The organism is Naasia sp., assembly GCF_025465545.1.
Taxonomy (GTDB): Bacteria; Actinomycetota; Actinomycetes; order Actinomycetales; family Microbacteriaceae; genus Naasia.
The window spans coordinates 12470-32376 of the sequence record NZ_JAODMK010000011.1; the positions used below are offsets into that span (position 1 = coordinate 12470).

The window sequence follows — 19907 nt, forward strand, 5'->3', positions numbered from 1 at the left end:
GGACATGGCCGCAGGCAGCACCCCCCTCCGCCTCGCGACCGTCAACGTCAACGGCGTGCGGGCCGCCTTCCGGCGCGGAATGGGAGAGTGGCTCGAGGGCCGCGGGGTGGACATCCTCGCGCTGCAGGAGGTCCGGGCCTCGACCGAGGACCTGGAGGAGCTGCTCGGTGCCGAGTGGAGCATCCTGCACGACGCCGCGAGCGCCAAGGGTCGCGCCGGGGTGGCGATCGCCAGCCGGAACCGCGCCCACATCCACCGCGTCGCCATCGGCGAGGAGGACTTCGACACCGCAGGCCGCTGGCTGGAGGCCGACTACGAGGTCGCCGGCACCATCCTGACCGTCGTCAGCGCCTATGTGCCCTCCGGGCAGGCCGACTCCGACAAGCAGGTCGAGAAGTACCGGTTCCTCGACGCGATGGAGGCACGCCTTCCCGAGCTCGCCGCGCACAGCGAGCTCGCCGTCGTCGTCGGCGACCTCAACGTGGGCCACCGCACGCTCGACATCCGCAACTGGAAGGGCAACGTGAAGCGGGCCGGCTTCCTGCCCGACGAGCGCGCCTGCTTCGACCGGATCATCGGCGCCGAGGGCGAGGACGGCTACAACGATGGCGCCGGGATCGGCTGGGTCGACGTCGGGCGCAAGGTCGCCGGCGATCTGGCCGGGCCGTACACGTGGTGGTCGTGGCGCGGCAAGGCGTTCGACAACGACTCCGGCTGGCGCATCGACTATCAGCTCGCCAGCAAGGCGCTCGGCGATCGCGTGACCGACTGCGTCGTCGACCGTGCCTCCTCCTACGACACCCGATTCTCGGATCACACCCCCGTGGTCGTCGACTACGCCATCTGACGCCCGAACAGGACCATGAGCACCCTTCCTCCCTCCTCCCCCGCCCGGCTCTTCTCCGGCATGCAGCCGAGTGCCGACTCGCTGCACGCCGGCAACTACGTGGGTGCCCTGCTGCAGTGGCGGGAGCTGCAGCAGACCCACGACGCCGTGTTCTGCGTGGTCGACCTCCACGCGATCACGGTTCCCCAGGACCCCGAGTCCCTCCGCGACCAGACCCGTCGCACCGCCGCGCAGTACATCGCGGCCGGCATCGATCCGGAGCGGTCGATCCTCTTCGTGCAGTCCCACGTGGCCGCCCACCCGCAGCTGGCCTGGGTGCTCAACACGATCACCGGCTTCGGCGAGGCCAGCCGGATGACCCAGTTCAAGGACAAGGCCGCCAAGCAGGGCACCGATGCCGCATCGCTCGGCCTGTTCACCTACCCCGTGCTGATGGCCGCGGACATCCTGCTCTACGGCACCGATGTCGTGCCGGTCGGCGACGACCAGCGCCAGCACGTGGAACTCACGCGCGACCTCGCCCAGCGCTTCAACACCCGGTTCGGCCGCACCTTCGCGCTTCCCGAGACCCTGACCCTGCGCGAAGCCGCGCGCATCTACGACCTGCAGAACCCCACGTCAAAGATGAGCAAGTCGGCCACCACCGACCAGGGCGTCGTCTGGCTGCTGGACGAGCCCGCCAAGACGGCGAAGAAGATCCGTTCCGCAGTCACCGACACGGGCCGCGAGATCCTGTTCGACCGGCAGGGCAAGCCGGGCGTATCGAACCTGCTCACGATCCTGTCCGCGTTCAGCGGCACGGCGATCGCCGGCCTCGAGGCGGAGTACGCGGGGCGCGGCTACGGCGACCTCAAGAAGGATGTGGCCGACGCGGTGGTGTCGGTGTTCGAGCCGATCCGAAGTCGCGCGCTCGAGCTGCTCGACGATCCCGCCGAGCTCGATCGGCTGCTCGCCTCCGGCGCCGACCGTGCCGCCGCGATCGCCGACCGCACGCTGGCGACCGTCTACGACCGGGTCGGCCTCCTCGGCCGCCCCTGAAGCAGAGGAGGCCGCCATGGACGCCGTGCTGTTCGATCTGGACGACACCCTCTTCGCCCATCGCGCCGCCGTCGAGGCGGGACTGGTGGCGCACCTGGGCGGCAGCGACGCGATCGAGGACCCCGAGAAGGTGCTCGATCGGTGGCGGGAGCTCGAGGAGCGGCACTATCCGCGCTACCTCTCCGGCGATGTCTCCTTCCTCGAACAGCGCCGGGTGCGCGCCCGCGAGTTCGCTCTGGGCTCCAGCGCCACGCTCTCGACCGACGCGGATGCGGACGCCTGGTTCGAGGCGTACCTCGGCAGGTACCGGGAGGCGTGGACGCTGCACGACGACGCGCTGCCCTGCCTCGACGAGCTGCGCAGCCGCATCCCGGGCGTGCGGATCGGGATCATCACCAACGGCGAGCTCGACTTCCAGACCACCAAGCTGGAGGCGGTGCGCCTCTCCGATCGCGTCGACGCGGTGATCGCCTCCGGCGATGTGGGCGTGGCCAAGCCTCAGGCGGAGATCTTCCGGATCGCCTGCCGGCAGCTCGGGGTTCGGTTCGAGGCTGCCGCGTATGTCGGCGACCGGCTGCGCACTGACGCCATCGGCGCCGCGGGCGCAGGGCTGCTGGGCGTATGGCTCGACCGGCGGAGCGAGCCGGCCACCGCGGAGGACCTCGCCGAGGCGGCTTCTCTCGGGGTGGTGCGGGTCTCGTCGCTGGACGAGGTGCCGGAGATCATCGCGCGGCCCGCCTGACGCGCGATCCGGCTGGCACTGCTCGACACCTGGAATAAATCTCACTTCCCTGCGTTGCCGTATAACTGAACACAAGCAACACGTGCTCCGGGGTCGGTGCAATTCCGAACCGGCGGTCAAAGTCCGCGAACCGGCGAGCGTCTCCGCGAGGAGCCGCACGTCGGCCGATCCGGTGGAACTCCGGAACCGACAGTCAGAGTCTGGATGAGAGGCAGCACGGACGTCCGGGCGACCCCGGACGTCGATGGTCGCGCTTGCCCGCCATCTCCCGGAGTCCCGACAGGACGAGAACGAGATGAGCGAAACCTCCGGCGCGATCCGGGAGCCCGCAGTGGCTCCGGACCTCGAAGCCGCCATGGCGCATGCCCTCGAGCTCGCTCTCCGAGGCCCCGCCTGGACCGCGAACCCGCAGGTGGGCTGCGTGATCCTCGACGCCGCCGGCCGGGTCATCGCCGAGGGCTGGCACCGCGGTGCCGGAACCCCGCACGCCGAGGTGGCTGCGCTCTCGCACCTCCCGGCCGGCGCCGCAGCCGGCGCCACCGCAGTGGTGACTCTCGAACCGTGCAATCACAACGGCCGCACCGGCCCGTGCAGCGAGACCCTCCTCGCGGCGGGCGTCGCCCGGGTCGTGTACGCCGTGTCCGACCCGAGCGCCGAAGCCGCGGGCGGTGGCGCACGCCTCGCTGCCGGAGGCGTCGACGTGCAGGCCGGAGTGCTTGCCCCCGAGGTGGAGGAGGCGCTGCACGCCTGGCTCACGTCCGCACGCCTGCGCCGTCCGCACGTGACCGCCAAGTGGGCGGCATCGCTCGACGGCCGCATCGCCGCGGCCGACGGCTCGAGCCAGTGGATCACCGGCGACGCGGCCCGGGCCGACGTGCACCGACTGCGCGGCAGCGCGGGCGCCATCCTGGTGGGCTCCGGCACGGTCCTCGCCGACGACCCCTCCCTCACCGCGCGCGACGCGGACGGCGCGCTGCTCGAGCACCAGCCGCACGCCGTCGTCCTCGGCCGCCGCCCTGTGCCTGAGGACGCGGCGGTGCGGCGTCATCCCGCCGGGTTCACCGCCTACCCGGGCGACGACCTGCACGCCGTGCTCGCGGACCTCTGGCACAAGGGCATCCGCACCGTCTTCGTGGAGGGCGGACCCACTATCGTCAGCGCGCTGGCGCGAGCGGGCCTCATCGACGAGTTCGTCGTCTACCTCGCCCCCCTCCTGCTCGGCGGCCCCAAGCTCGCGCTCGACGACCTCGGCGTCGGCACCCTCGCCCACGCCCTGCCCCTCGACCTCGTCTCCGCCGAACGCATCGGCTCCGATCTTCGCGTCGTGGCCCGGCCGCGCGCGCTCCCCCACAGCCCCGAGGAGGACTGACCCGTGTTCACCGGAATCATCGAAGAGGTCGGACAGGTCGTGAGCTTCGCCGATCTCGCCGACGGGAGCGCCCGGCTCACCGTGCGGGCCCCCCTGGCCGTCTCCGACGCCCGCCACGGCGACTCCATCTCGGTCGGCGGCGTCTGCCTCACCGTGGTCGACCAGGGCGAGGACTGGTTCGCCGCCGACGTCATGGGACAGACCCTCGCCGTGTCGGCGCTCGCCGGCGTCGCGAGCGGCGACCCGGTCAACCTGGAGCGCGCGGCCCGCGTCGGCGACCGACTCGGCGGCCACATCGTGCAAGGCCACGTGGACGGGGTGGCGACCCTGCTCGCCCGGACCGACCTCGAGTCCTGGCGAGTTCTCCGCTTCGCCATCGACCCGGCGCTCGCTCCGCTCCTCGTGGACAAGGGCTCGATCACCGTCGCGGGAGTGTCCCTCACCGTGTCGGCGGTGAGTCCGGCCGAGGCACCCGAGGGCTCCTGGTTCGAGGTGAGCCTCATCCCCGAGACCCTCGCCGCGACCACACTGGGGTCCCTCGAGGTCGGCGGAGCGGTGAACGTCGAGACGGACGTCCTCGCCCGGCACGTGCAGCGCCTCCTGGCGTTCGGCACAGCAGCAGCAGCGCCCCCAGTTGGCGCGGAAGGAGGTGCGAGATGAGTCTCGCCCGGATACCCGAGGTCCTCGAGGCGCTGCGCGCCGGACGGCCCGTGATCGTCGCCGACGACGAGAGCCGCGAGAACGAGGGGGACGTCATCCTCTCCGCCGAGCTCGCCTCGCAAGAGGTGCTCGCCTGGACGATCCGTCACACCTCCGGGTTCATCTGCGCCCCGATGAGCGACGAGATCGCCGACAGCCTCGAGCTGCCCCTCATGGTCGCCGTCAACGAGGACCCGCGCGGGACCAACTACACGGTCACCGTTGATGCGGCGGCCGGCATCAGCACGGGCATCAGCGCGGGGGATCGCGCGCACACCCTGCGCGCGCTCGCCGATCCGACCGCGACGCCGTCCCGCCTGCACCGGCCGGGCCACATCCTGCCGCTGCGCGCGCTCCCCGGCGGAGTGCGGGAGCGCGGCGGCCACACGGAGGCGGCTGTCGACCTGATGCGCCTCGCGGGCCTCCGACCGGTCGCCGCCATCGGCGAGCTGATGTCGGACAACGGCGAGATGATGCGCCTGCCCGAGCTGATCCGGTTCGGGCAGGAGGAGGGCGTGCTGGTCACCACCATCGCGGCCCTGATCACCTACCTCGACGAGCACCCCGACGCGGAGGTCCAGGACGCCGTCGTCCCTCCCGCCGAGTCCCCTCGGGTGCGGTTCGAGGTGGAGACCAACCTGCCGACCATCCACGGCCCATTCCGGATCCGCGCCTACCGCGACGGGATGACCGGGGCGGACCACGTCGCCGTGATCGTGGGCGAGCCCGGCGACGGCGCACTCGTGCGGGTGCACTCCGAATGCCTCACCGGCGAGGCGTTCGGCTCCCTCAAGTGCGAGTGCGGTCCCCAGCTGGATGAGGCGCTCGAGGCGATCCAGCGGGAGGGCGGCGTGGTCGTCTACCTCCGCGGCCACGAAGGGCGCGGCATCGGCCTCGTCAACAAGCTGCGCGCCTACCGACTCCAGGAGGAGGGCCTCGACACGCTCGACGCGAACCTCGCCCTGGGGCTGCCGGCCGACGCGCGCGACTACGGAGCAGCGTCCGCGATCCTCGCCGAATTGGGCGTCGACCAGGTGCGGCTGCTCACCAACAACCCCGAGAAGGTGCGCCAGCTGGAGGAGCACGGCATCACCGTCGCGAGCAGGGTGCCGCTCGTCGTGGGCGTCACCGCCTACAACGAGGGCTACCTGACCACCAAGCGGGATCGGATGGGACACGAGCTCACGGATGACGCACTCGCGTCGTCCGTGCTCAGCGGAACGGAAGGACACACCAAGTGAGCGGAGCAGGATCGCCCAGCGGGTCCCTCGAGGGCGTCGACGCGACCGGCCTGAAGATCACCGTGGTCGCCGGAACCTGGCACCCGGTCATCACCGACGGCATGAAGGCCGGCGCGCGCCGGGTGCTCGAGGCCACGGGCGCCACGATCTCCGAGATCGACGTGGCAGGCAGCTTCGAGCTGCCCGTCGTCGCGAAGGCCGCACTCGACGCAGGCGCGGACGCCGTGGTGGCGCTCGGCGTGATCATCCGCGGCGGCACGCCGCACTTCGACTTCGTGGCGGACGCGGCGACCTCCGGGCTCACCCAGGTCGCGCTGCTCACCGGCAAGCCGGTGGGCTTCGGCGTGCTCACCCTGGACGATGAGCAGCAGGGCCTCGATCGGGCCGGCCTGCCGGGGTCCAAGGAGGACAAGGGGGCCGAGGCCGCCGAGGCCGCGGTCCGCACCGCGCTGACGCTCCGGGAGCTCCGCGGCGCCTGACCGGCGTTCCGCGACGACTCGGATCGCCGGCCTGTCAGTACAGGCCGCGAGCGGCTTAAGGTTGATGGTCGGCTCTGCCGTCTGTCACCCCTCTCTGCGAACCAGCACAGCGCGAACAGGACCTCGATGAGCTCGACCACCGCCCCCCTTGCTCCCGCCAACCCGCGCTCCCGGGTGATCCTCGCCAGCCTCATCGGCACGTCGATCGAGTTCTACGACTTCTACGTCTACGCCACGGCGGCGGTGCTGGTCTTCCCGGCGCTGTTCTTCCCCAACACCGACCCGACGACCTCCCTTCTCGCCTCGTTCGCGGCCTTCGGCGCCGCGTTCGTGGCTCGGCCGCTCGGATCGATCCTGTTCGGCCACTTCGGGGACCGGATCGGCCGGAAGGGCGCCCTCGTCGCCACGCTGCTCACCATGGGCATCGCGACCGTGATCATCGGGGTGCTGCCCACCGCCCTCACGCCGGGCTGGGAGTTCCTCGCCCCGGCCCTGCTCGTGCTCATGCGCTTCTGTCAGGGTCTCGGTCTGGGCGGCGAATGGAGCGGCGCGGCCCTTCTCGCCACGGAGAACGCGCCCGAGGGCAAGCGGGCCATCTACGGCACCTTCCCGCAGCTCGGCGCCCCTCTCGGCTTCATCCTCGCGAACGGCGTCTTCCTGATCCTCGCCACGACGCTGCCTCCTGACGGCTTCGCGGCATGGGGGTGGCGGATCCCGTTCCTCGCCAGCGCGGTGCTCGTTCTCGTCGGCCTCTACGTGCGGTTCAAGCTCATCGAGACGCCGGCCTTCACGCGGGTGCTCGAGCAGGGCGAGGTCGTCAAGGTTCCCGTCGCCCGGGTGTTCCGCACGAGCTGGCGGCCGCTGATCCTCGGCACGTTCATCATGCTCGCCACCTATGTGCTCTTCTACCTGATGACGACCTTCACGCTCACCTACGGGACGGCGCCCGCGACGGTGGAGGCCGCGCAGGCGGCGGCCGAGGCGGCCGGAAAGCCGTTCAAGGCCGCCGCGTTCGTGGCCGGCCTCGGCTACGCCCGAAACGCATTCCTCATCATGCTGATCGTCGGTGTGGTCTTCTTCGGCATCCTGACCCTGGTGTCCGGCCCGCTCGCGGAGCGGTTCGGGCGCCGCAAGCACCTGATCTGGACCACGCTGGGCATCCTCGTGTTCGGTCTGCTGTTCGTGCCCCTGTTCGGCGGCGGCTTCGCGGGCGTGATGGCGCTGCTCATTCTCGGCTTCTCGCTGATGGGGCTCACCTTCGGCCCGATGGCGGCGGTCCTCCCGGAACTCTTCCCCACCAACGTCCGGTACACCGGCTCAGCCATCAGCTACAACGTCTCCAGCATCCTCGGCGCCGCGGTCGCGCCGTTCATCGCGGTGGCGCTCTGGCAGGCGGCCGGCGGCAGCACCGTGCTCGTCGGCGTGTATCTGAGCAGCATGGCGGTGATCACCCTGATCGCCCTCCTGCTCACCCGCGAGACCCGGGACGCCGCCTACGAGTCGAACGTCAGCTGACGACGGCGAGCGGCTGGAGCGCCGTCGATAGGATCGAGGCTCCCGCGCTGAACACGATCGAAGGAGACCGATGCTCAAAGGAATCGACCCCGTCCTGAGCGGCGAGCTGCTCAAAGTCCTCGACGAGATGGGCCACGCCGACAAGCTGCTCCTCGTCGACCGCAACTACCCCGCGTTCGCCAGCGGCCGCCCGGTGATCCAGCTCGGCGAGATCACTCAGAAGCGCGCCGCCGAGGCGATCCTCTCCGTGTTCCCCCTGGACACCTACGTCGAGCACCCGCTCGAGCGCATGGAGGTCAACGACGACGCATCCATCGTCGCCGAGGTGCAGGCGGAGGTGCTCGACGTCGCCCGTGCCAACCACGAGAAGCCCCTCGACTACCTCGTCGTTCCCCGGCTCGAGTTCTACGTGCGCGCGGCAGAGGCCTTCGCGGTCGTGCGGACGCTCGAGACTCGGCCTTACGGCTGCTTCATTCTGCAGAAGGGTGTCGTCTTCGACTGAGGCGGGCCGCTGTCGACTTCGGTTGACAGCCCCTGACGGCGTCAACTACGGGCGTTGATCGCCGTCGCGCTCGGCGTCAGCCGCCAGGCGGTGCACAAGCGATATGGGAGAAGATGAGCACGCGATGAGCACCGAAACCCCCCGCTTCGGACGGCGTTCCCCCTCGACCGGTCCGCGCGCCTCCCTCAAGCACCTCCTCCCCTACCTCCGCGAGCACCAGCGCGTGCTCGTCCTCGTGCTCGTCCTCAGCCTGCTCGCCTCGGTGGCGGACCTCGTGCAGCCCCTGCTCGTCAGCTCGGTGATCTCGGTGGTGCAGGCAGGCAAGCCTCTCGGCGGGCTCGTGTGGCTGCTCGTGATCCTCGTCGTCGCCTCCGGCCTGCTCAGCGGATACGTGCACTACCTGCTGCAGCGCACCGGCGAGGGCGTGGTGCTCAGCTCCCGCCGGCAGCTCGTGGCCCGCATGCTGCACCTGCCGATCCGGGAGTTCGACACCCGCAGGGTCGGGGACCTCGTCTCCCGCGTCGGCTCCGACACCACCCTGCTGCGCGCCGTCCTCACTCAGGGTGTCGTCGAGTCGGTGGGCGGCGCAGTGACCTTCCTCGGCGCGCTGATCGCGATGGCGATCCTCGACCCGGTCCTGCTGCTCCTCACCCTGCTCGTCGTCGCGGTCGCTGTGATCGTCGTCGTGTCGATGTCGGCGCGCATCCGGCCCGCCGTGCGTGAGGGGCAGACCAAGGTGGGCGATCTGTCCGCCGCGGTCGAGCGCTCGATCAGCGCCATCCGCACGGTGCGGGCCGCGAACGCGACCGAGCGCGAGGTGGCAGCGATCGATCGGGACGCGGTCGGCGCCTGGGCGCAGGGCGTCAAGGTGGCGAAGATCTCCGCGCTGCTGGTGCCCATCGCGGGCGTCGCAATGCAGGTCTCGTTCCTCGTCGTGCTCGGCGTGGGCGGCTACCGGGTGGCGAGCGGCGCCCTCTCCGTCGCCAACCTGATCGCCTTCATCCTCTTCCTCTTCCTGATGATCCTGCCGCTCGGCCAGTTCTTCGGCGCCGTCAATGCGGTCAATCAGGCACTGGGGGCGCTCGGCCGCATCCACGAGGTGCTGTCACTGCCGACAGAGAGCGAGCACGACCGGGAGATCGCGCCGCTCGCCGTGGTGGTCGGCGCGGCCAACGTGTCGGTGCGACCGGATGCACCCGCGCTCGAGTTCCTGGAGGTCCGGTTCAGCTACGTCGCCCTGGCGGACGACGCGGAGAGCACGGCGCCGGGCGACCGCGAGCTCGTTCGGCAGCCGGTGCTGCACGGCGTGAGCTTCAGCGTGCCGCGCGGATCGCGGACCGCCCTCGTCGGGCCGTCGGGTGCCGGCAAGAGCACCATCCTCTCGCTGATCGAGCGCTTCTACGATCCGGACTCCGGCCTGATCCGGCTCGGCGGCATCGACATCCGCGGGCTCCCGCGCGAGGCTCTCCGCTCACAGATCGGCTATGTGGAGCAGGACGCGCCGGTGCTCGCCGGGAGCCTCCGGGACAACCTGCTGCTCGCGGCGCCGGAGGCGACCGACGCGCAGTGCATCGAGGTCCTCCACCGGGTGAACCTCGGCGACGTGCTCGACCGCGACGAGGCGGGGCTCGACGCGCAGGTCGGCGAGGACGGCATCATGCTCTCCGGCGGCGAGCGTCAGCGGCTCGCGATCGCGCGAACCCTGCTCGCGGCCCCGCCGATCCTCCTGCTCGACGAGTCGACGTCGAGTCTCGACGGCGTGAACGAGCAGCTGATGCGGGAGGCGATCGACGCGGTGTCCGAGGATCGCACGCTCCTCGTGATCGCGCACCGCCTATCGACCGTCGTGGACTCCGATCAGATCGTGGTGCTGGAGCACGGGCGCGTCGTCGGGTCGGGCTCCCACTCGGAGCTCGTCCGCACGGTCCCGCTGTACAAGGACCTCGCGAAGCGGCAGCTCCTCGTCTGAGCCGCTCTCGCTCAGCAGGCAGAATTTCCTTCAGCAGGCAGGATCGGCCCGATCCGGTCCTCTGATGGAATTTCTGCCTGCTGGGCGAAGGACCGGGCTCAGGCGAAGGGGTTCGGGGTCATGGTGTACTTCGTGGAGAGGTACTCGTGGATGCCCTCGAAGCCGCCCTCCCGACCGACGCCGGACTGCTTGATCCCACCGAACGGCGCGGCCGCGTTGGAGAGCACGCCCACGTTGAGGCCCATCATGCCGGTCTGCAGCCGCTCGATCAGCCGCTGCCCGCGCGCCAGATCCTTGGTGAAGGCGTAGCTGACGAGCCCGAACTCGGTGTCGTTCGCCAGGCGAACCGCCTCGTCCTCGTCGGCGAAGGGGACGATGGTGATCACCGGACCGAAGATCTCGGTGCGGAGGATCGCGCTGTCCCTCGGCACATCGGTGACGACCGTGGGCGCGTAGAAGGACCCGGCGCCGTCGACCCGCTTGCCGCCGGTGCGCACGGTGGCTCCCCGGCTCACCGCGTCCTTGACCAGGCTGTCGACCTTCTCGACCGCGTCCTCGTTGATGAGCGGGCCGATCTTCACGTCCGGCTCGGTGCCGCGTCCGATCTTGAGACCCTGCACCCGCTCGGTGATCCGGTCGCTGAACTCGGCGGCGACCGACTCGTGCACGAGGAACCGGTTGCCGGCCGTGCAGGCCTGGCCGATGTTGCGGAACTTGGCGAGCATCGCGCCGTCGACGGCAGCGTCCAGGTCGGCATCCTCGAAGACGAGGAATGGCGCGTTGCCGCCCAGCTCCATCGAGGTGCGCAGCACGTTCTCGGCGGCCTGCTGCATGAGCTTCACGCCCACCGGGGTGGAGCCGGTGAAGCTGAGCTTGCGCAGCCGGGAGTCGGCGATGATCGGAGCCGAGACCGCACCGGAGGTCGACGTGGTGATCACGTTGAGCACCCCCGCCGGCAGACCCGCCTCGGTGAAGAGCTTCGCGATGTAGAGGGTGGTGAGCGGAGTCAACTCGGCAGGCTTGATGACCACGGTGCAGCCCGCCGCGAGCGCGGGGGCGATCTTGCGGGTCGCCATCGCCAGCGGGAAATTCCACGGCGTGATGAAGAAGCACGGTCCGACCGGATGCTGGGACACGATGGTGCGCCCGGTGCCCTCCGGGTTGATGCCGTAGCGACCGGTGATGCGGACCGCCTCCTCGGAGAACCAGCGGAGGAACTCGCCGCCGTAGGCCACCTCGCCGAGCGCCTCGGACAGCGGCTTGCCCATCTCCATGGTCATCAGGAGCGCGATCTCGTCGCGCCGGTCCTGCACCAGCTGCCAGGTCTTGCGGAGGATCTCACCGCGCTGCCGGGGCGGGGTCGCCGCCCAGTCGTCGGCGGCCGCGACGGCCGCGTCGAGGGCACGGATCCCGTCCTCCGGCGATGCGTTCGCGATGGTCTTGAGGACCTCGTTCGTCGAGGGATCGCGGACGACCAGCGTTGCCGACTCTGCGGCCTGCACCCATTCGCCTCCGATGAGCAGGCCGTGCGGGACGCGATCGAGCAGGGCGGATTCGTCGGCGCTGGCCATGCGGGGCTCCTCGGGGAAGGGATTTGCTTCCATGCTAGAGGGAGCGGCCGGCCGCTTCCGCCGCAGAGGTTTCGCCCACGATGGCGATGCCCGCCGCGCGCATCTCGACGAGGGCGGCGGCGCTGGACTCGTGCGCCACGCCCGCCACGAGCTCGGTGAGCACACGGACCCGCTTGCCGTCGTGGGCGGCATCGAGCGCCGATGCGCGCACGCAGTAATCCGTCGCGATGCCCACCACGTCGACGTCGGTCACTCCCCGCTGGTCCAGCACGTCGCGGATGGGAACGCCGTCCGCGGTGGCGCCCTCGTAGATGGAGTACGCCGGCACGCCCTGCCCCTTGAGGATGTGCACGTCGACCGCGGCGGTGTCGAGATCCGGGTGGTACTCCGCGCCCGGACTGCCCGCCACGCAGTGCGCCGGCCACGAGTCCACGAAGTCCGGGGCTGCGTCGGCGGCGAAGTGCCCGCCGTTGTCGTTGCGCCCGTCGTGCCAATCCCGAGAGGCGACGACCACCTGGTAGCGCCCAGGGTGCTCGCGCAGGTATCGCGAGATTCCCGCTGCGACCGCGGCGCCACCGTCGACGCCGAGGGCTCCCCCTTCGGTGAAGTCGTTCTGCACGTCGATGATGAACAGCGCGGAAGTCATGGCGGAGATCCTAACCGGCGGCCTGCGCGCGGATCGAAGGGTCCGACCGGGCTCCGCGGAGGCCCGCGGACGGGCGTACGGGAGGATCGGAGAATGGTCTCCCGCCCCTTCGCCCAGGTCGATGTCTTCTCGACGACGCCGCTGCGCGGCAATCCCGTGGCAGTCGTGCTCGACGGCGCGGGCCTGCGCGACGACGAGATGCGGGCGTTCGCGCGATGGACCAACCTCTCCGAGACGACGTTCCTGCTCCCGCCCCGGCATCCGGACGCGGACTACCTGCTGCGCATCTTCACCCCGGGCGGCGAGCTGCCCTTCGCCGGGCACCCCACGCTCGGCAGCGCGCACGCCTGGCTCGAGTCCGCGGGGAGCCCGCGGACGCCCGGCGGCATCGTGCAGGAGTGCGGCATCGGTCTGGTGCGCCTCCGCGCGACCGGCGACACCATCGCCTTCGCCGCCCCGCCCCTGATCCGGGAGGGCCCCGCCGACCCGGTCGACGCCGCGCGAGCGATCGCCGTCCTGGGGGTGGATCCCCGCCAGGTCGTCGACGTGCAGTGGGCCGACAACGGGCCGGGCTGGCTCGCAGTGCTGCTCGACAGCGCAGAGACCGTGCTCGCCCTCCGGCCGGACTTCGTCGCGATGGGCAGCCTCAAGGTCGGCGCCGTCGGACCGCACCCCGCGGGCGGGGGCAGCCAGTGGGAGGTCCGCGCCTTCGTGCCCGGCATCGGGGTGCCTGAGGACCCGGTGACGGGGAGCCTCAACGCAGGCCTCGCCCGGTGGTTCTTCCGGGACGGCATCGCCGACGGGCCCTACGTGGCGAGTCAGGGCGCCGCGCTCGGCCGTCGGGGCCGGATCACCGTGCGGCCGGAGGATGGCGAGCTGTGGGTGGGCGGGGCGAGCACCACGGTGGTGCGAGGCTCCGTCGAGCTGTGACCGGCGGCCGCTAGTAGTTCGAGAGGTTGTCGCCGCAGTCGTAGAACGCGGTGGCGAGCGTGTCGATCGCCTGCTTCGCGTCGTCGCTCACGTCTCCGAGCGCGTAGATCGCGAAGGTGAGCGGGGTGCCGTCGGCGGCGTCGATGATCCCGGCGAGCGTGTAGCCGTCGTCGATCCAGCCCGTCTTCGCGTGCACCGCGCCATCCGCGCGCGCATTGTCGCCGGCGAAGCGGTCGGAGTAGCCGAGCGAGCCGAACTCCCCCGACACGGGCAGCCCGTCGTAGAGCACCCGGAGGTCGCCGTCGCCCGCGCGCACCTTGCGGAAGAGCGAGGTGAGGTAGGACGGCGGCACGGCGTTGTTCCCGCTGAGGCCCGAGCCGTCCGCGATGGTCAGCTGCGATGTGTCGATCCCGTAGGCCTGGAGCCCGCTCGTGATGCCCTCCTGCAGGTCGCCGAAGCTGCTGCCTGCACCCGCCTGGATGGCGGTCACCCGAGCGAGCGCCTCGGCCAGCGTGTTGTCGGACACGATGAGCGCCTGGCGGATCAGGGTCGACACGGGCTGCGACTCGACGATTCCGAGCACCTGGGCCCCCTCCGGCGCCGTGCCGATCTCCACGGCGGATGCGCCCAGCTCCGCGGCGAAGGCGTCGCCGGCGCGGCCGAGGGGATCCTCGCTGCGGGCGGAGACGTTGGCGTACGGGTCGTCCCGGTCGCCATCCACCATCAGCGCCGTGATCTCCGGCATGTAGCCGTCGAAGAGCTCCTTGCGGTTCCAGCTGGGATCCCAGGCATCGCCGGAGAAGTAGGACGCGTCGACGACGACCCTCTCGATGGCCGTGCCCGCCGTGTCCGGGTCGGACTCCCAGGCGTCCCGCACCTGATCGGCGAGGTCGTCGAGGTGCGGGGCGCCCTCGTATGCGGTGCTGTCCCCCGACGGCGTGCGGGAGAGGGTCGGGTCGCCCCCGCCGACGAGGACGACCGTCCCGGTGCCGGCTCCGCGGACGACCTTCGTCTCCAGCCGATAGTCGGGGCCCAGCACGGAGAGGGCTGCCGCACCGGTGAGCACCTTGAGGACGCTCGCGGTTCGGGACGGAGTCTCGCCGCCCCGGTCGAAGAGCACCTCGCCGGTGTCCGCGTTCACGACGCGCCCCTGGAAGTTCGCCAGCCGCCCATCCGTCGCCGCCCATTCGACCGAGCAGGTGCGCACGGGGGCTGCGGGAGCCGGGTCGTCGGGCACCACCCGAGGAACGGGTGTCGGCGTCGGGGTCGGGGCGGACGCGGTCGGGGCGGACGCCACCGGGCGCGGCTGCGGCGCCGCCGCTGCGGGCTTTCCCGTCGCCGCCGCACCGAACGCGACCGCGCCTCCCGCGGCGGCGAGGTAGACGACGACCGCCCCGGTGATCGCCGCGACGATGCGGCTGCGTCGGGAGAGGCGAGGCGTCACCCGAGCAGTCTAGGCAGGCGCCTCACCCGGATAGCGGAGGCCGATCTGGCTGCGGATGTCGTCGAGGACATCCATGATGGCGACGCTCTCGGCCGGGGACAGTCGCGGGCTGGCGATCTCACCCGCCCGGATCAGCCGCTCGGCCTCCAGCGCTTCGTACTGCATCCCGCGGCCCTCGATCGACGACTCGTACCGCTCCACCATGCCGCCGGTGTTGTCGTAGACGGTGAACGAGGTGGGCGAGTACCAGACCGAGTCGATGTCGACCCGGCCGAGAGTGCCGATCACGCTCGCGGTGTTCGGGCCCTTCGTGTCGAGGGCCGTGTGCAGCAGCGACTGCCTGCCGCCCTCGTGCTCCAGCAGGATGGCGGTCTGACGGTCCACCCCGGTGGCCGTGAAGCTCGCCATCGCCGAGACGCGGGTCGGCGCGCCGAGCATGTCGACGGCGAACGAGACCGGGTAGATGCCGAGGTCGAGGAGGGCTCCGCCGCCGAGATCGGGGTTGTTGATGCGGTGCTTCGGATCCTTGGGCAGGTCCTGGTTGTGGTCGGCGATCACGGTGCGCACGTCGCCGAGCGTGCCGTCGTCCAGGATCTCGTGCAGGCGGATCATGTGCGGCAGGAAGCGCGGCCACATGGCCTCGAGCACGAGCAGGTTCTTCTCGGCGGCGAGGCTCGTGACCTTCCGCGCCTCGTCAGCGTTCACGGTGAAGGGCTTCTCTATCAGCACGTGCTTGCCTGCCTCGAGGGCGAGCAGGGCCGCCTCGGCGTGGCCGGGATGCGGCGTGGCGATGTACACGATGTCGACGTCGGGGTCCTGGACGAGCGCCTCGTAGCTGGGGTGCCGGTGCGGGACGCCGAACTCCTGGCCGAACGCGTCCGCGGACTCCTGAGAGCGGCTGCCGACGGCGACCGCGGTGAGCCCTGCGACCGCGAGGTCCCGCGTGAAGGCCTTGGCGATCCCTCCGGTGGCGAGGATCCCCCAGCCGATCTGCTCAGACATGTAGGCCCTTCGGCTCCGTTGACGCGTGGCGGGTCAATGCTAGCGACGGGCTGACCTGCCGGCTGAGTAGCAGCGTCGGCCGTGGTTCCTCCTCGGGGAGGAGGGGTCAGCAGTCCGTCCAGCGGGCGGAGGCCCGGGTGAAGGCGAGCGGCTCGTCCGGCAGACCGCCGTGCACCATCGCGAACGCGATGCACACGTCGTCGAGGGACACTGTCTCCGCCGGCCGGTACAGCGATGCCCGGTGGTGCGGCGACTCCCACCACTTCTGAGCGACGGTGGCGCCGGTGTTGCCTGCGCCGCCGGCGAGGTTGCCGTCGCAGCCGGTGCTCGGCAGGCCGTCGCTGCGGACAGCGCCGTCGTGGCCCCAGGCGCTGCCCGGGTCCTCGCTCGGGTCCTCCGCCATCCATCGCAGGCGCTCCTGCAGGCAGGAGTCGAAGACGAAGTTGGCGGCGGGGATCGGCTCGAGGCAGTGCGTGGCTCGGATCTCGTTGAACCGGGCGGCGAAGCCGGCCAGGTCGGCGGACGTCGTGCCACGGACGTTCCCGTCGTCCCAGACAGAAGCGGGCGCCTCTGCGACAGAGGCGTCGGGGACGAGGCCGGAGCAGTGCGAGTCGAGGACCTCCGCATCGATCACGGAGGCCTGCTGCCGGGAGGCGGAGGAGTCGTCGACGCCGGCGAGGAAGGCGATGCGATCGGCTGCGACCGGCACGAGGAGCGTCAGCGCAGCGGTCAGGGCCGCCGCCGCCATCGCAGATCGGGCCAGGTTCAGCATGCGGTCGTTGTCCCCCAACAACTCGGGCACCCATCTACCCAATGGCGCCGTGTGCGGTCGCTTCCCCCGCAACCTGTCCCCCAAGTTATGCCGAGTCGAAGTGTCGGCACAAGCGCCCGAGACCCTTTCAGCCGTGTTCTGGGGGCGTGCGCTGGCCCTCCCGGCTCGGCTGGCGCCATTTCAGCGGGTCAGGAGGGGACCGGGTAGTTCGCCGCCGAGAGGAGGGCGGCCAAGTGCACGGCATTGGCGGCCGCCGTCTTCGTGGCGGAGAGCACCTGCTCGGGCGTCTCGTCGAGATCCTTGTAGTCAACGGACCCCATGGCCTGGCCGTTCCAGTACGTCACGCCCTGGGCCGGGATCGTGAAGCCGACGTCGTTGAGCGCCTGGAAGAGTTCGGCGCTGATCTGGTGGGCGCCGTCCTCGTTGCCCACGACGGCCGCCACCGCGACCTTCCCGAACATCGACGGTCGCCCCTCGTCATCCTGCTCGGACAGCTCGGCGTCCAGCCTCTCGAGCACCCGCTGGGCGACGCTCGACAGGTGCCCCATCCAGGTCGGCGTCGCGAGGACCAGGATGTCCGCCGCGAGCACGCGCTCACGGATGCTCGGCCACTGATCGCCGTCGCCCATGTCTGCCGCGACGCCCGGCTTGACGTCGTAGTCGACGACGCGGATGAGGGACCCTGGTGCTCCGGCGGCCTGCAGCTGGTCGAGCACCTGCCGCGCCAGCAGCTCGGTGCTCGACTCCGCTGGCGAGGGACTGAGCGTGCAGACGAGGGCGAGGGCTGTCAGTGGTGTGGCCATGGGCTTCCTTCCGAGGATGCGGGAGCCGTCCACCCGCATCCCCGAAGCCTTCCGCTCCTCCGCCGTGCGTTGGCTGTGCGCCTCCGGGCCTGCCGACGACCGGCTTCAGGTCAGACCGGCTGGAGGAGCCTCCGAGGGGGCCGACGAGCCGGCGCGCGTCCGCGGATCTCCTGCACGGGCCGGAACGGCGCCCGAGGGTCGCCCGTCCAGACGCAGAGGGTGGAGTGGCTCGTGTGCAGAGCTCCCGCTTGCGAGGATCGGGAGAGGTAGAACAGGCCGTTCCCGAGGGCCTCGAGACCCACGTCGGCGCTCTGGTACCAGCCCCGGACTCCGGTCGCCGGGTCGACGAGCCCGTCGTCGGCGAGCGCGAGAAGGAGGCCCCGTTCCCCGCCGAGGCCGCTCAGCCGAGTTCTGCGGGGGCGGCTCTTGGCGTCGACCGCGAACAGGGTGAAGTTGGGGAACCGCGCCTTGGCGCCGGCGTAGACGCCGAGGAACCAGCGTCGGAGGCAGGAGTCGTACTCGAGGTTCTGGACTCCGAAACGGGTGTTGCCGGTGAAGAGGAAGTACTTGCCCGTCACCTGGGGTGGGCCGCTCCGATCTGGGGCCTGGGTGAGGGGCCGCTGATACCGGGCCCAGTTCCGGATGTCGTACTGCAGGAGCACCTGGTGGTCGTTGTCGCTGCGTTGCACGCCCGAGTGAACGCCGTAGGCGACGGTGAGGAGCTGGGGACCGGTCGTCTGTCCGAATCGTGGCCCGAAGGTGATCCCGTCGATGCCACTGCAGCCGTAGCGTGAGGCGGGGAGCTCGATCCCGCCCCGGGCCCGCTCCCCGCCGCCGGTGTAGTCGCGAGCGACCTCCGCCAGGTGCACTGTGGTGAGCACCGTTGCGTCCTCGGCCCGCATCCCGACGCCGATGATGGCGTCGACCTCGACGACAGCCACGGAGAAGGCACCCGCCGCCTTGTCCTCCAGCGACGCATAGAGTCGCCGGTTCTCGGGGTTGAAGGTCACATCCCCCATGTGCCCCGGAATCCCGGTCACCGTTCCCAGAAGCGCTCCGGACAGGTCGGTCTTCACGAGGACCGTCGTGAAGGAGTAGTAGACGCGGCCCCGCTCGCGATCCACTGCGATCCCCTGCACGTGACCGGTCTGCCACAACCCCGAGTTCAGGGCGGGCGGATAGCCGAGCAGAGTCGCATCCATGTCTGCCGACTACACCGGCCGCAGATGAACCCCCGGGCTCCGGCGGGTTGCGCCCGTCGGAACAGCAGAGGGCGGGACGAGGTGGATCCCACCAGACGGGTCCCCGCGCGCATTGCACAGTTCCCGTCGGAAATCAGCACGAGCCGGCCCGGGTATGCGCGTCCGGCCCGGTGGGGTAAGACGGAGGTATGAAGAACCTGACGTTCCCCGGCACCGGTCTCTCCCCGTCCAACATCATCCTCGGGCTCATGCGCATCCAGGACCTCAGCGACGAGGAGATCAGGACGCTGATCGGCACCGCCCGCGACGTCGGCATCAACTTCTTCGACCATGCCGACATCTACGGCTCCACGACGCACGGCTGCGAGACGCGCTTCGGCGAGGCGATCACGCTCAGCCCGAGCGAGCGGGAGCAGGTGATCGTGCAGAGCAAGGTGGGCATCGGGAAGGGCTACTTCGACTTCTCCCGCGAGCACATCCTCACGTCCGTGGACGAGTCGCTCGCCGCACTCAACCTGGACTACCTCGACATCCTCCTGCTGCACCGCCCCGACACCCTGATGGAGCCCGACGAGGTGGCCACGGCGTTCGACGAGCTCCAGGCGGCCGGCAAGGTGCGCCACTTCGGGGTCTCGAACCAGACTCCGGGACAGATGGAGCTGCTGCGGCGTTCGCTGGCCCAGCCCATCCTCGTGAACCAGGTGCAGCTGAGCATCACCCACGCATCGCTGCTCAGCCAAGGCGTCGCCGTCAACATGGCCGGGCTCGACCAGTCGATCGATCGCGACCTGGGCATCCTCGACTACTGCCGCCTCAACGACATCACACTGCAGGCCTGGTCGCCGTTCCAGAAGGGCTTCTTCGACGGCGTCTTCGTGGGCGACCGCAAGGCCTACCCGGAGCTCAACGACCGCCTCGACGAGCTCGCCACCAAGTACGACGTGACGCCAACGGGGATCGCGGTGGCCTGGATCACCCGGCACCCCGCGAACATCCAGGTCGTGCTCGGCACCACCAAGCCCGAACGGGTGCGCGACTCCGCTGCCGGCTCGGAGATCCCGCTGACCCGCGAGGAGTGGTACGGCCTGTTCCGGGCGGCGGGGCACATCCTGCCCTGAGCTCCGGCTCGGTCGGGG

At 70.7% G+C, this 19907-nt stretch carries 19 protein-coding genes and 1 riboswitch; of the genes, 12 read left to right on the forward strand and 7 right to left on the reverse strand.

Annotation, left to right across the window (positions count from 1 at the left end; genetic code table 11):
• Positions 1–4 precede the first annotated feature (4 nt).
• The 10 genes from JWR33_RS03175 to JWR33_RS03220 all read left to right on the forward strand — a co-directional run bounded on the left by JWR33_RS03175 (position 5) and on the right by JWR33_RS03220 (position 10401).
• Positions 5–847: an exodeoxyribonuclease III gene (locus JWR33_RS03175; protein WP_297409394.1), complete on the forward strand. Its 843-nt coding sequence runs from the start codon at positions 5–7 to the stop codon at positions 845–847.
• Positions 848–862: 15 nt separating this feature from the next.
• Positions 863–1885, forward strand: coding sequence for a tryptophan--tRNA ligase (gene trpS, locus JWR33_RS03180; protein ID WP_297409396.1), 1023 nt, complete (start codon positions 863–865; stop codon positions 1883–1885).
• Positions 1886–1901: 16 nt separating this feature from the next.
• A complete protein-coding gene (locus tag JWR33_RS03185; protein ID WP_297409398.1) occupies positions 1902–2627 on the forward strand; it encodes an HAD family hydrolase in 726 nt (241 codons plus the stop codon).
• A 78-nt stretch (positions 2628–2705) separates the two neighbouring features.
• Positions 2706–2849, forward strand: a riboswitch (FMN riboswitch).
• Between the two features lie 73 nt (positions 2850–2922).
• Positions 2923–3996: a bifunctional diaminohydroxyphosphoribosylaminopyrimidine deaminase/5-amino-6-(5-phosphoribosylamino)uracil reductase RibD gene (ribD, locus tag JWR33_RS03190; protein ID WP_297409400.1), complete on the forward strand. Its 1074-nt coding sequence runs from the start codon at positions 2923–2925 to the stop codon at positions 3994–3996.
• A 3-nt stretch (positions 3997–3999) separates the two neighbouring features.
• Positions 4000–4656, forward strand: coding sequence for a riboflavin synthase (locus JWR33_RS03195; protein ID WP_297409403.1), 657 nt, complete (start codon positions 4000–4002; stop codon positions 4654–4656).
• Complete coding sequence (ribA, locus tag JWR33_RS03200; RefSeq protein WP_297409405.1) at positions 4653–5936, forward strand: GTP cyclohydrolase II; 1284 nt, start codon at positions 4653–4655, stop codon at positions 5934–5936. Before JWR33_RS03195 ends, ribA begins: the two co-directional genes overlap by 4 nt.
• Positions 5933–6415 carry a 6,7-dimethyl-8-ribityllumazine synthase gene (gene ribH, locus JWR33_RS03205; RefSeq protein WP_297409407.1) on the forward strand — a complete coding sequence of 161 codons (483 nt, stop codon included), beginning with the start codon at positions 5933–5935 and terminating at the stop codon, positions 6413–6415. Before ribA ends, ribH begins: the two co-directional genes overlap by 4 nt.
• Before the next feature lie 126 nt (positions 6416–6541).
• On the forward strand, positions 6542–7930 hold the full coding sequence (locus tag JWR33_RS03210; RefSeq protein ID WP_297409409.1) for an MFS transporter: 1389 nt from the start codon (positions 6542–6544) through the stop codon (positions 7928–7930).
• 70 nt (positions 7931–8000) lie between these two features.
• A complete protein-coding gene (locus JWR33_RS03215) occupies positions 8001–8432 on the forward strand; it encodes an RbsD/FucU domain-containing protein (RefSeq protein WP_297409411.1) in 432 nt (143 codons plus the stop codon).
• A gap of 124 nt (positions 8433–8556) precedes the next feature.
• On the forward strand, positions 8557–10401 hold the full coding sequence (locus JWR33_RS03220; RefSeq protein WP_297409412.1) for an ABC transporter ATP-binding protein: 1845 nt from the start codon (positions 8557–8559) through the stop codon (positions 10399–10401).
• Positions 10402–10499: 98 nt separating this feature from the next.
• Here the strand turns inward: JWR33_RS03220 and JWR33_RS03225 are convergent, their stop codons facing one another.
• Together JWR33_RS03225 and JWR33_RS03230 are read right to left on the reverse strand one after the other, a co-directional pair.
• Positions 10500–11972 (reverse strand): NAD-dependent succinate-semialdehyde dehydrogenase, encoded by a 1473-nt coding sequence (locus JWR33_RS03225; protein WP_297409413.1) that lies wholly within the window; start codon positions 11970–11972, stop codon positions 10500–10502.
• A gap of 34 nt (positions 11973–12006) precedes the next feature.
• Entirely contained in the window at positions 12007–12618 is a 612-nt protein-coding gene (locus JWR33_RS03230) for an isochorismatase family protein (protein ID WP_297409415.1), read from the reverse strand.
• 93 nt (positions 12619–12711) lie between these two features.
• Between JWR33_RS03230 and JWR33_RS03235 the strand changes: the two genes are divergently transcribed.
• Positions 12712–13548 carry a PhzF family phenazine biosynthesis protein gene (locus JWR33_RS03235; protein ID WP_297409417.1) on the forward strand — a complete coding sequence of 279 codons (837 nt, stop codon included), beginning with the start codon at positions 12712–12714 and terminating at the stop codon, positions 13546–13548.
• 10 nt (positions 13549–13558) lie between these two features.
• On the opposite strand, the gene JWR33_RS03240 is transcribed toward JWR33_RS03235, so the two are convergent.
• The 5 genes from JWR33_RS03240 to JWR33_RS03260 all read right to left on the reverse strand — a co-directional run bounded on the left by JWR33_RS03240 (position 13559) and on the right by JWR33_RS03260 (position 18771).
• The gene (locus tag JWR33_RS03240; RefSeq protein ID WP_297409419.1) at positions 13559–14992 is read right to left on the reverse strand and encodes a D-alanyl-D-alanine carboxypeptidase; all 1434 of its coding nucleotides are present in this window, start codon (positions 14990–14992) and stop codon (positions 13559–13561) included.
• Positions 14993–15001: 9 nt separating this feature from the next.
• Complete coding sequence (locus tag JWR33_RS03245) at positions 15002–15994, reverse strand: Gfo/Idh/MocA family oxidoreductase (protein ID WP_297409421.1); 993 nt, start codon at positions 15992–15994, stop codon at positions 15002–15004.
• Between the two features lie 106 nt (positions 15995–16100).
• Positions 16101–16796 carry a hypothetical protein gene (locus JWR33_RS03250; protein WP_297409423.1) on the reverse strand — a complete coding sequence of 232 codons (696 nt, stop codon included), beginning with the start codon at positions 16794–16796 and terminating at the stop codon, positions 16101–16103.
• A gap of 158 nt (positions 16797–16954) precedes the next feature.
• Positions 16955–17569 (reverse strand): NAD(P)H-dependent oxidoreductase, encoded by a 615-nt coding sequence (locus JWR33_RS03255; RefSeq protein WP_297409424.1) that lies wholly within the window; start codon positions 17567–17569, stop codon positions 16955–16957.
• A 110-nt stretch (positions 17570–17679) separates the two neighbouring features.
• Positions 17680–18771 (reverse strand): hypothetical protein, encoded by a 1092-nt coding sequence (locus JWR33_RS03260; protein WP_297409426.1) that lies wholly within the window; start codon positions 18769–18771, stop codon positions 17680–17682.
• Between the two features lie 188 nt (positions 18772–18959).
• On the opposite strand from JWR33_RS03260, the gene JWR33_RS03265 reads away from it, so the two are divergent.
• Positions 18960–19889, forward strand: a complete 930-nt coding sequence (locus tag JWR33_RS03265; protein ID WP_297409428.1) for an aldo/keto reductase — start codon at positions 18960–18962, stop codon at positions 19887–19889.
• Positions 19890–19907: the final 18 nt, after the last annotated feature.

Coding starts and splice junctions, on each gene's coding strand:
- JWR33_RS03265 (WP_297409428.1), top strand. CDS start 18,960: ATGAAGAACCTGACGTTCCCCGGCACCGGTCTCTCCCCGTCCAACATC.
- JWR33_RS03230 (WP_297409415.1), bottom strand. CDS start 12,618: ATGACTTCCGCGCTGTTCATCATCGACGTGCAGAACGACTTCACCGAA.
- JWR33_RS03245 (WP_297409421.1), bottom strand. CDS start 15,994: ATGTCTGAGCAGATCGGCTGGGGGATCCTCGCCACCGGAGGGATCGCC.
- ribA (WP_297409405.1), top strand. CDS start 4,653: ATGAGTCTCGCCCGGATACCCGAGGTCCTCGAGGCGCTGCGCGCCGGA.
- JWR33_RS03225 (WP_297409413.1), bottom strand. CDS start 11,972: ATGGCCAGCGCCGACGAATCCGCCCTGCTCGATCGCGTCCCGCACGGC.
- JWR33_RS03235 (WP_297409417.1), top strand. CDS start 12,712: ATGGTCTCCCGCCCCTTCGCCCAGGTCGATGTCTTCTCGACGACGCCG.
- JWR33_RS03210 (WP_297409409.1), top strand. CDS start 6,542: ATGAGCTCGACCACCGCCCCCCTTGCTCCCGCCAACCCGCGCTCCCGG.
- trpS (WP_297409396.1), top strand. CDS start 863: ATGAGCACCCTTCCTCCCTCCTCCCCCGCCCGGCTCTTCTCCGGCATG.
- JWR33_RS03255 (WP_297409424.1), bottom strand. CDS start 17,569: ATGGCCACACCACTGACAGCCCTCGCCCTCGTCTGCACGCTCAGTCCC.
- JWR33_RS03215 (WP_297409411.1), top strand. CDS start 8,001: ATGCTCAAAGGAATCGACCCCGTCCTGAGCGGCGAGCTGCTCAAAGTC.
- JWR33_RS03185 (WP_297409398.1), top strand. CDS start 1,902: ATGGACGCCGTGCTGTTCGATCTGGACGACACCCTCTTCGCCCATCGC.
- JWR33_RS03260 (WP_297409426.1), bottom strand. CDS start 18,771: ATGGATGCGACTCTGCTCGGCTATCCGCCCGCCCTGAACTCGGGGTTG.
- JWR33_RS03220 (WP_297409412.1), top strand. CDS start 8,557: ATGAGCACCGAAACCCCCCGCTTCGGACGGCGTTCCCCCTCGACCGGT.
- JWR33_RS03175 (WP_297409394.1), top strand. CDS start 5: ATGGCCGCAGGCAGCACCCCCCTCCGCCTCGCGACCGTCAACGTCAAC.
- ribD (WP_297409400.1), top strand. CDS start 2,923: ATGAGCGAAACCTCCGGCGCGATCCGGGAGCCCGCAGTGGCTCCGGAC.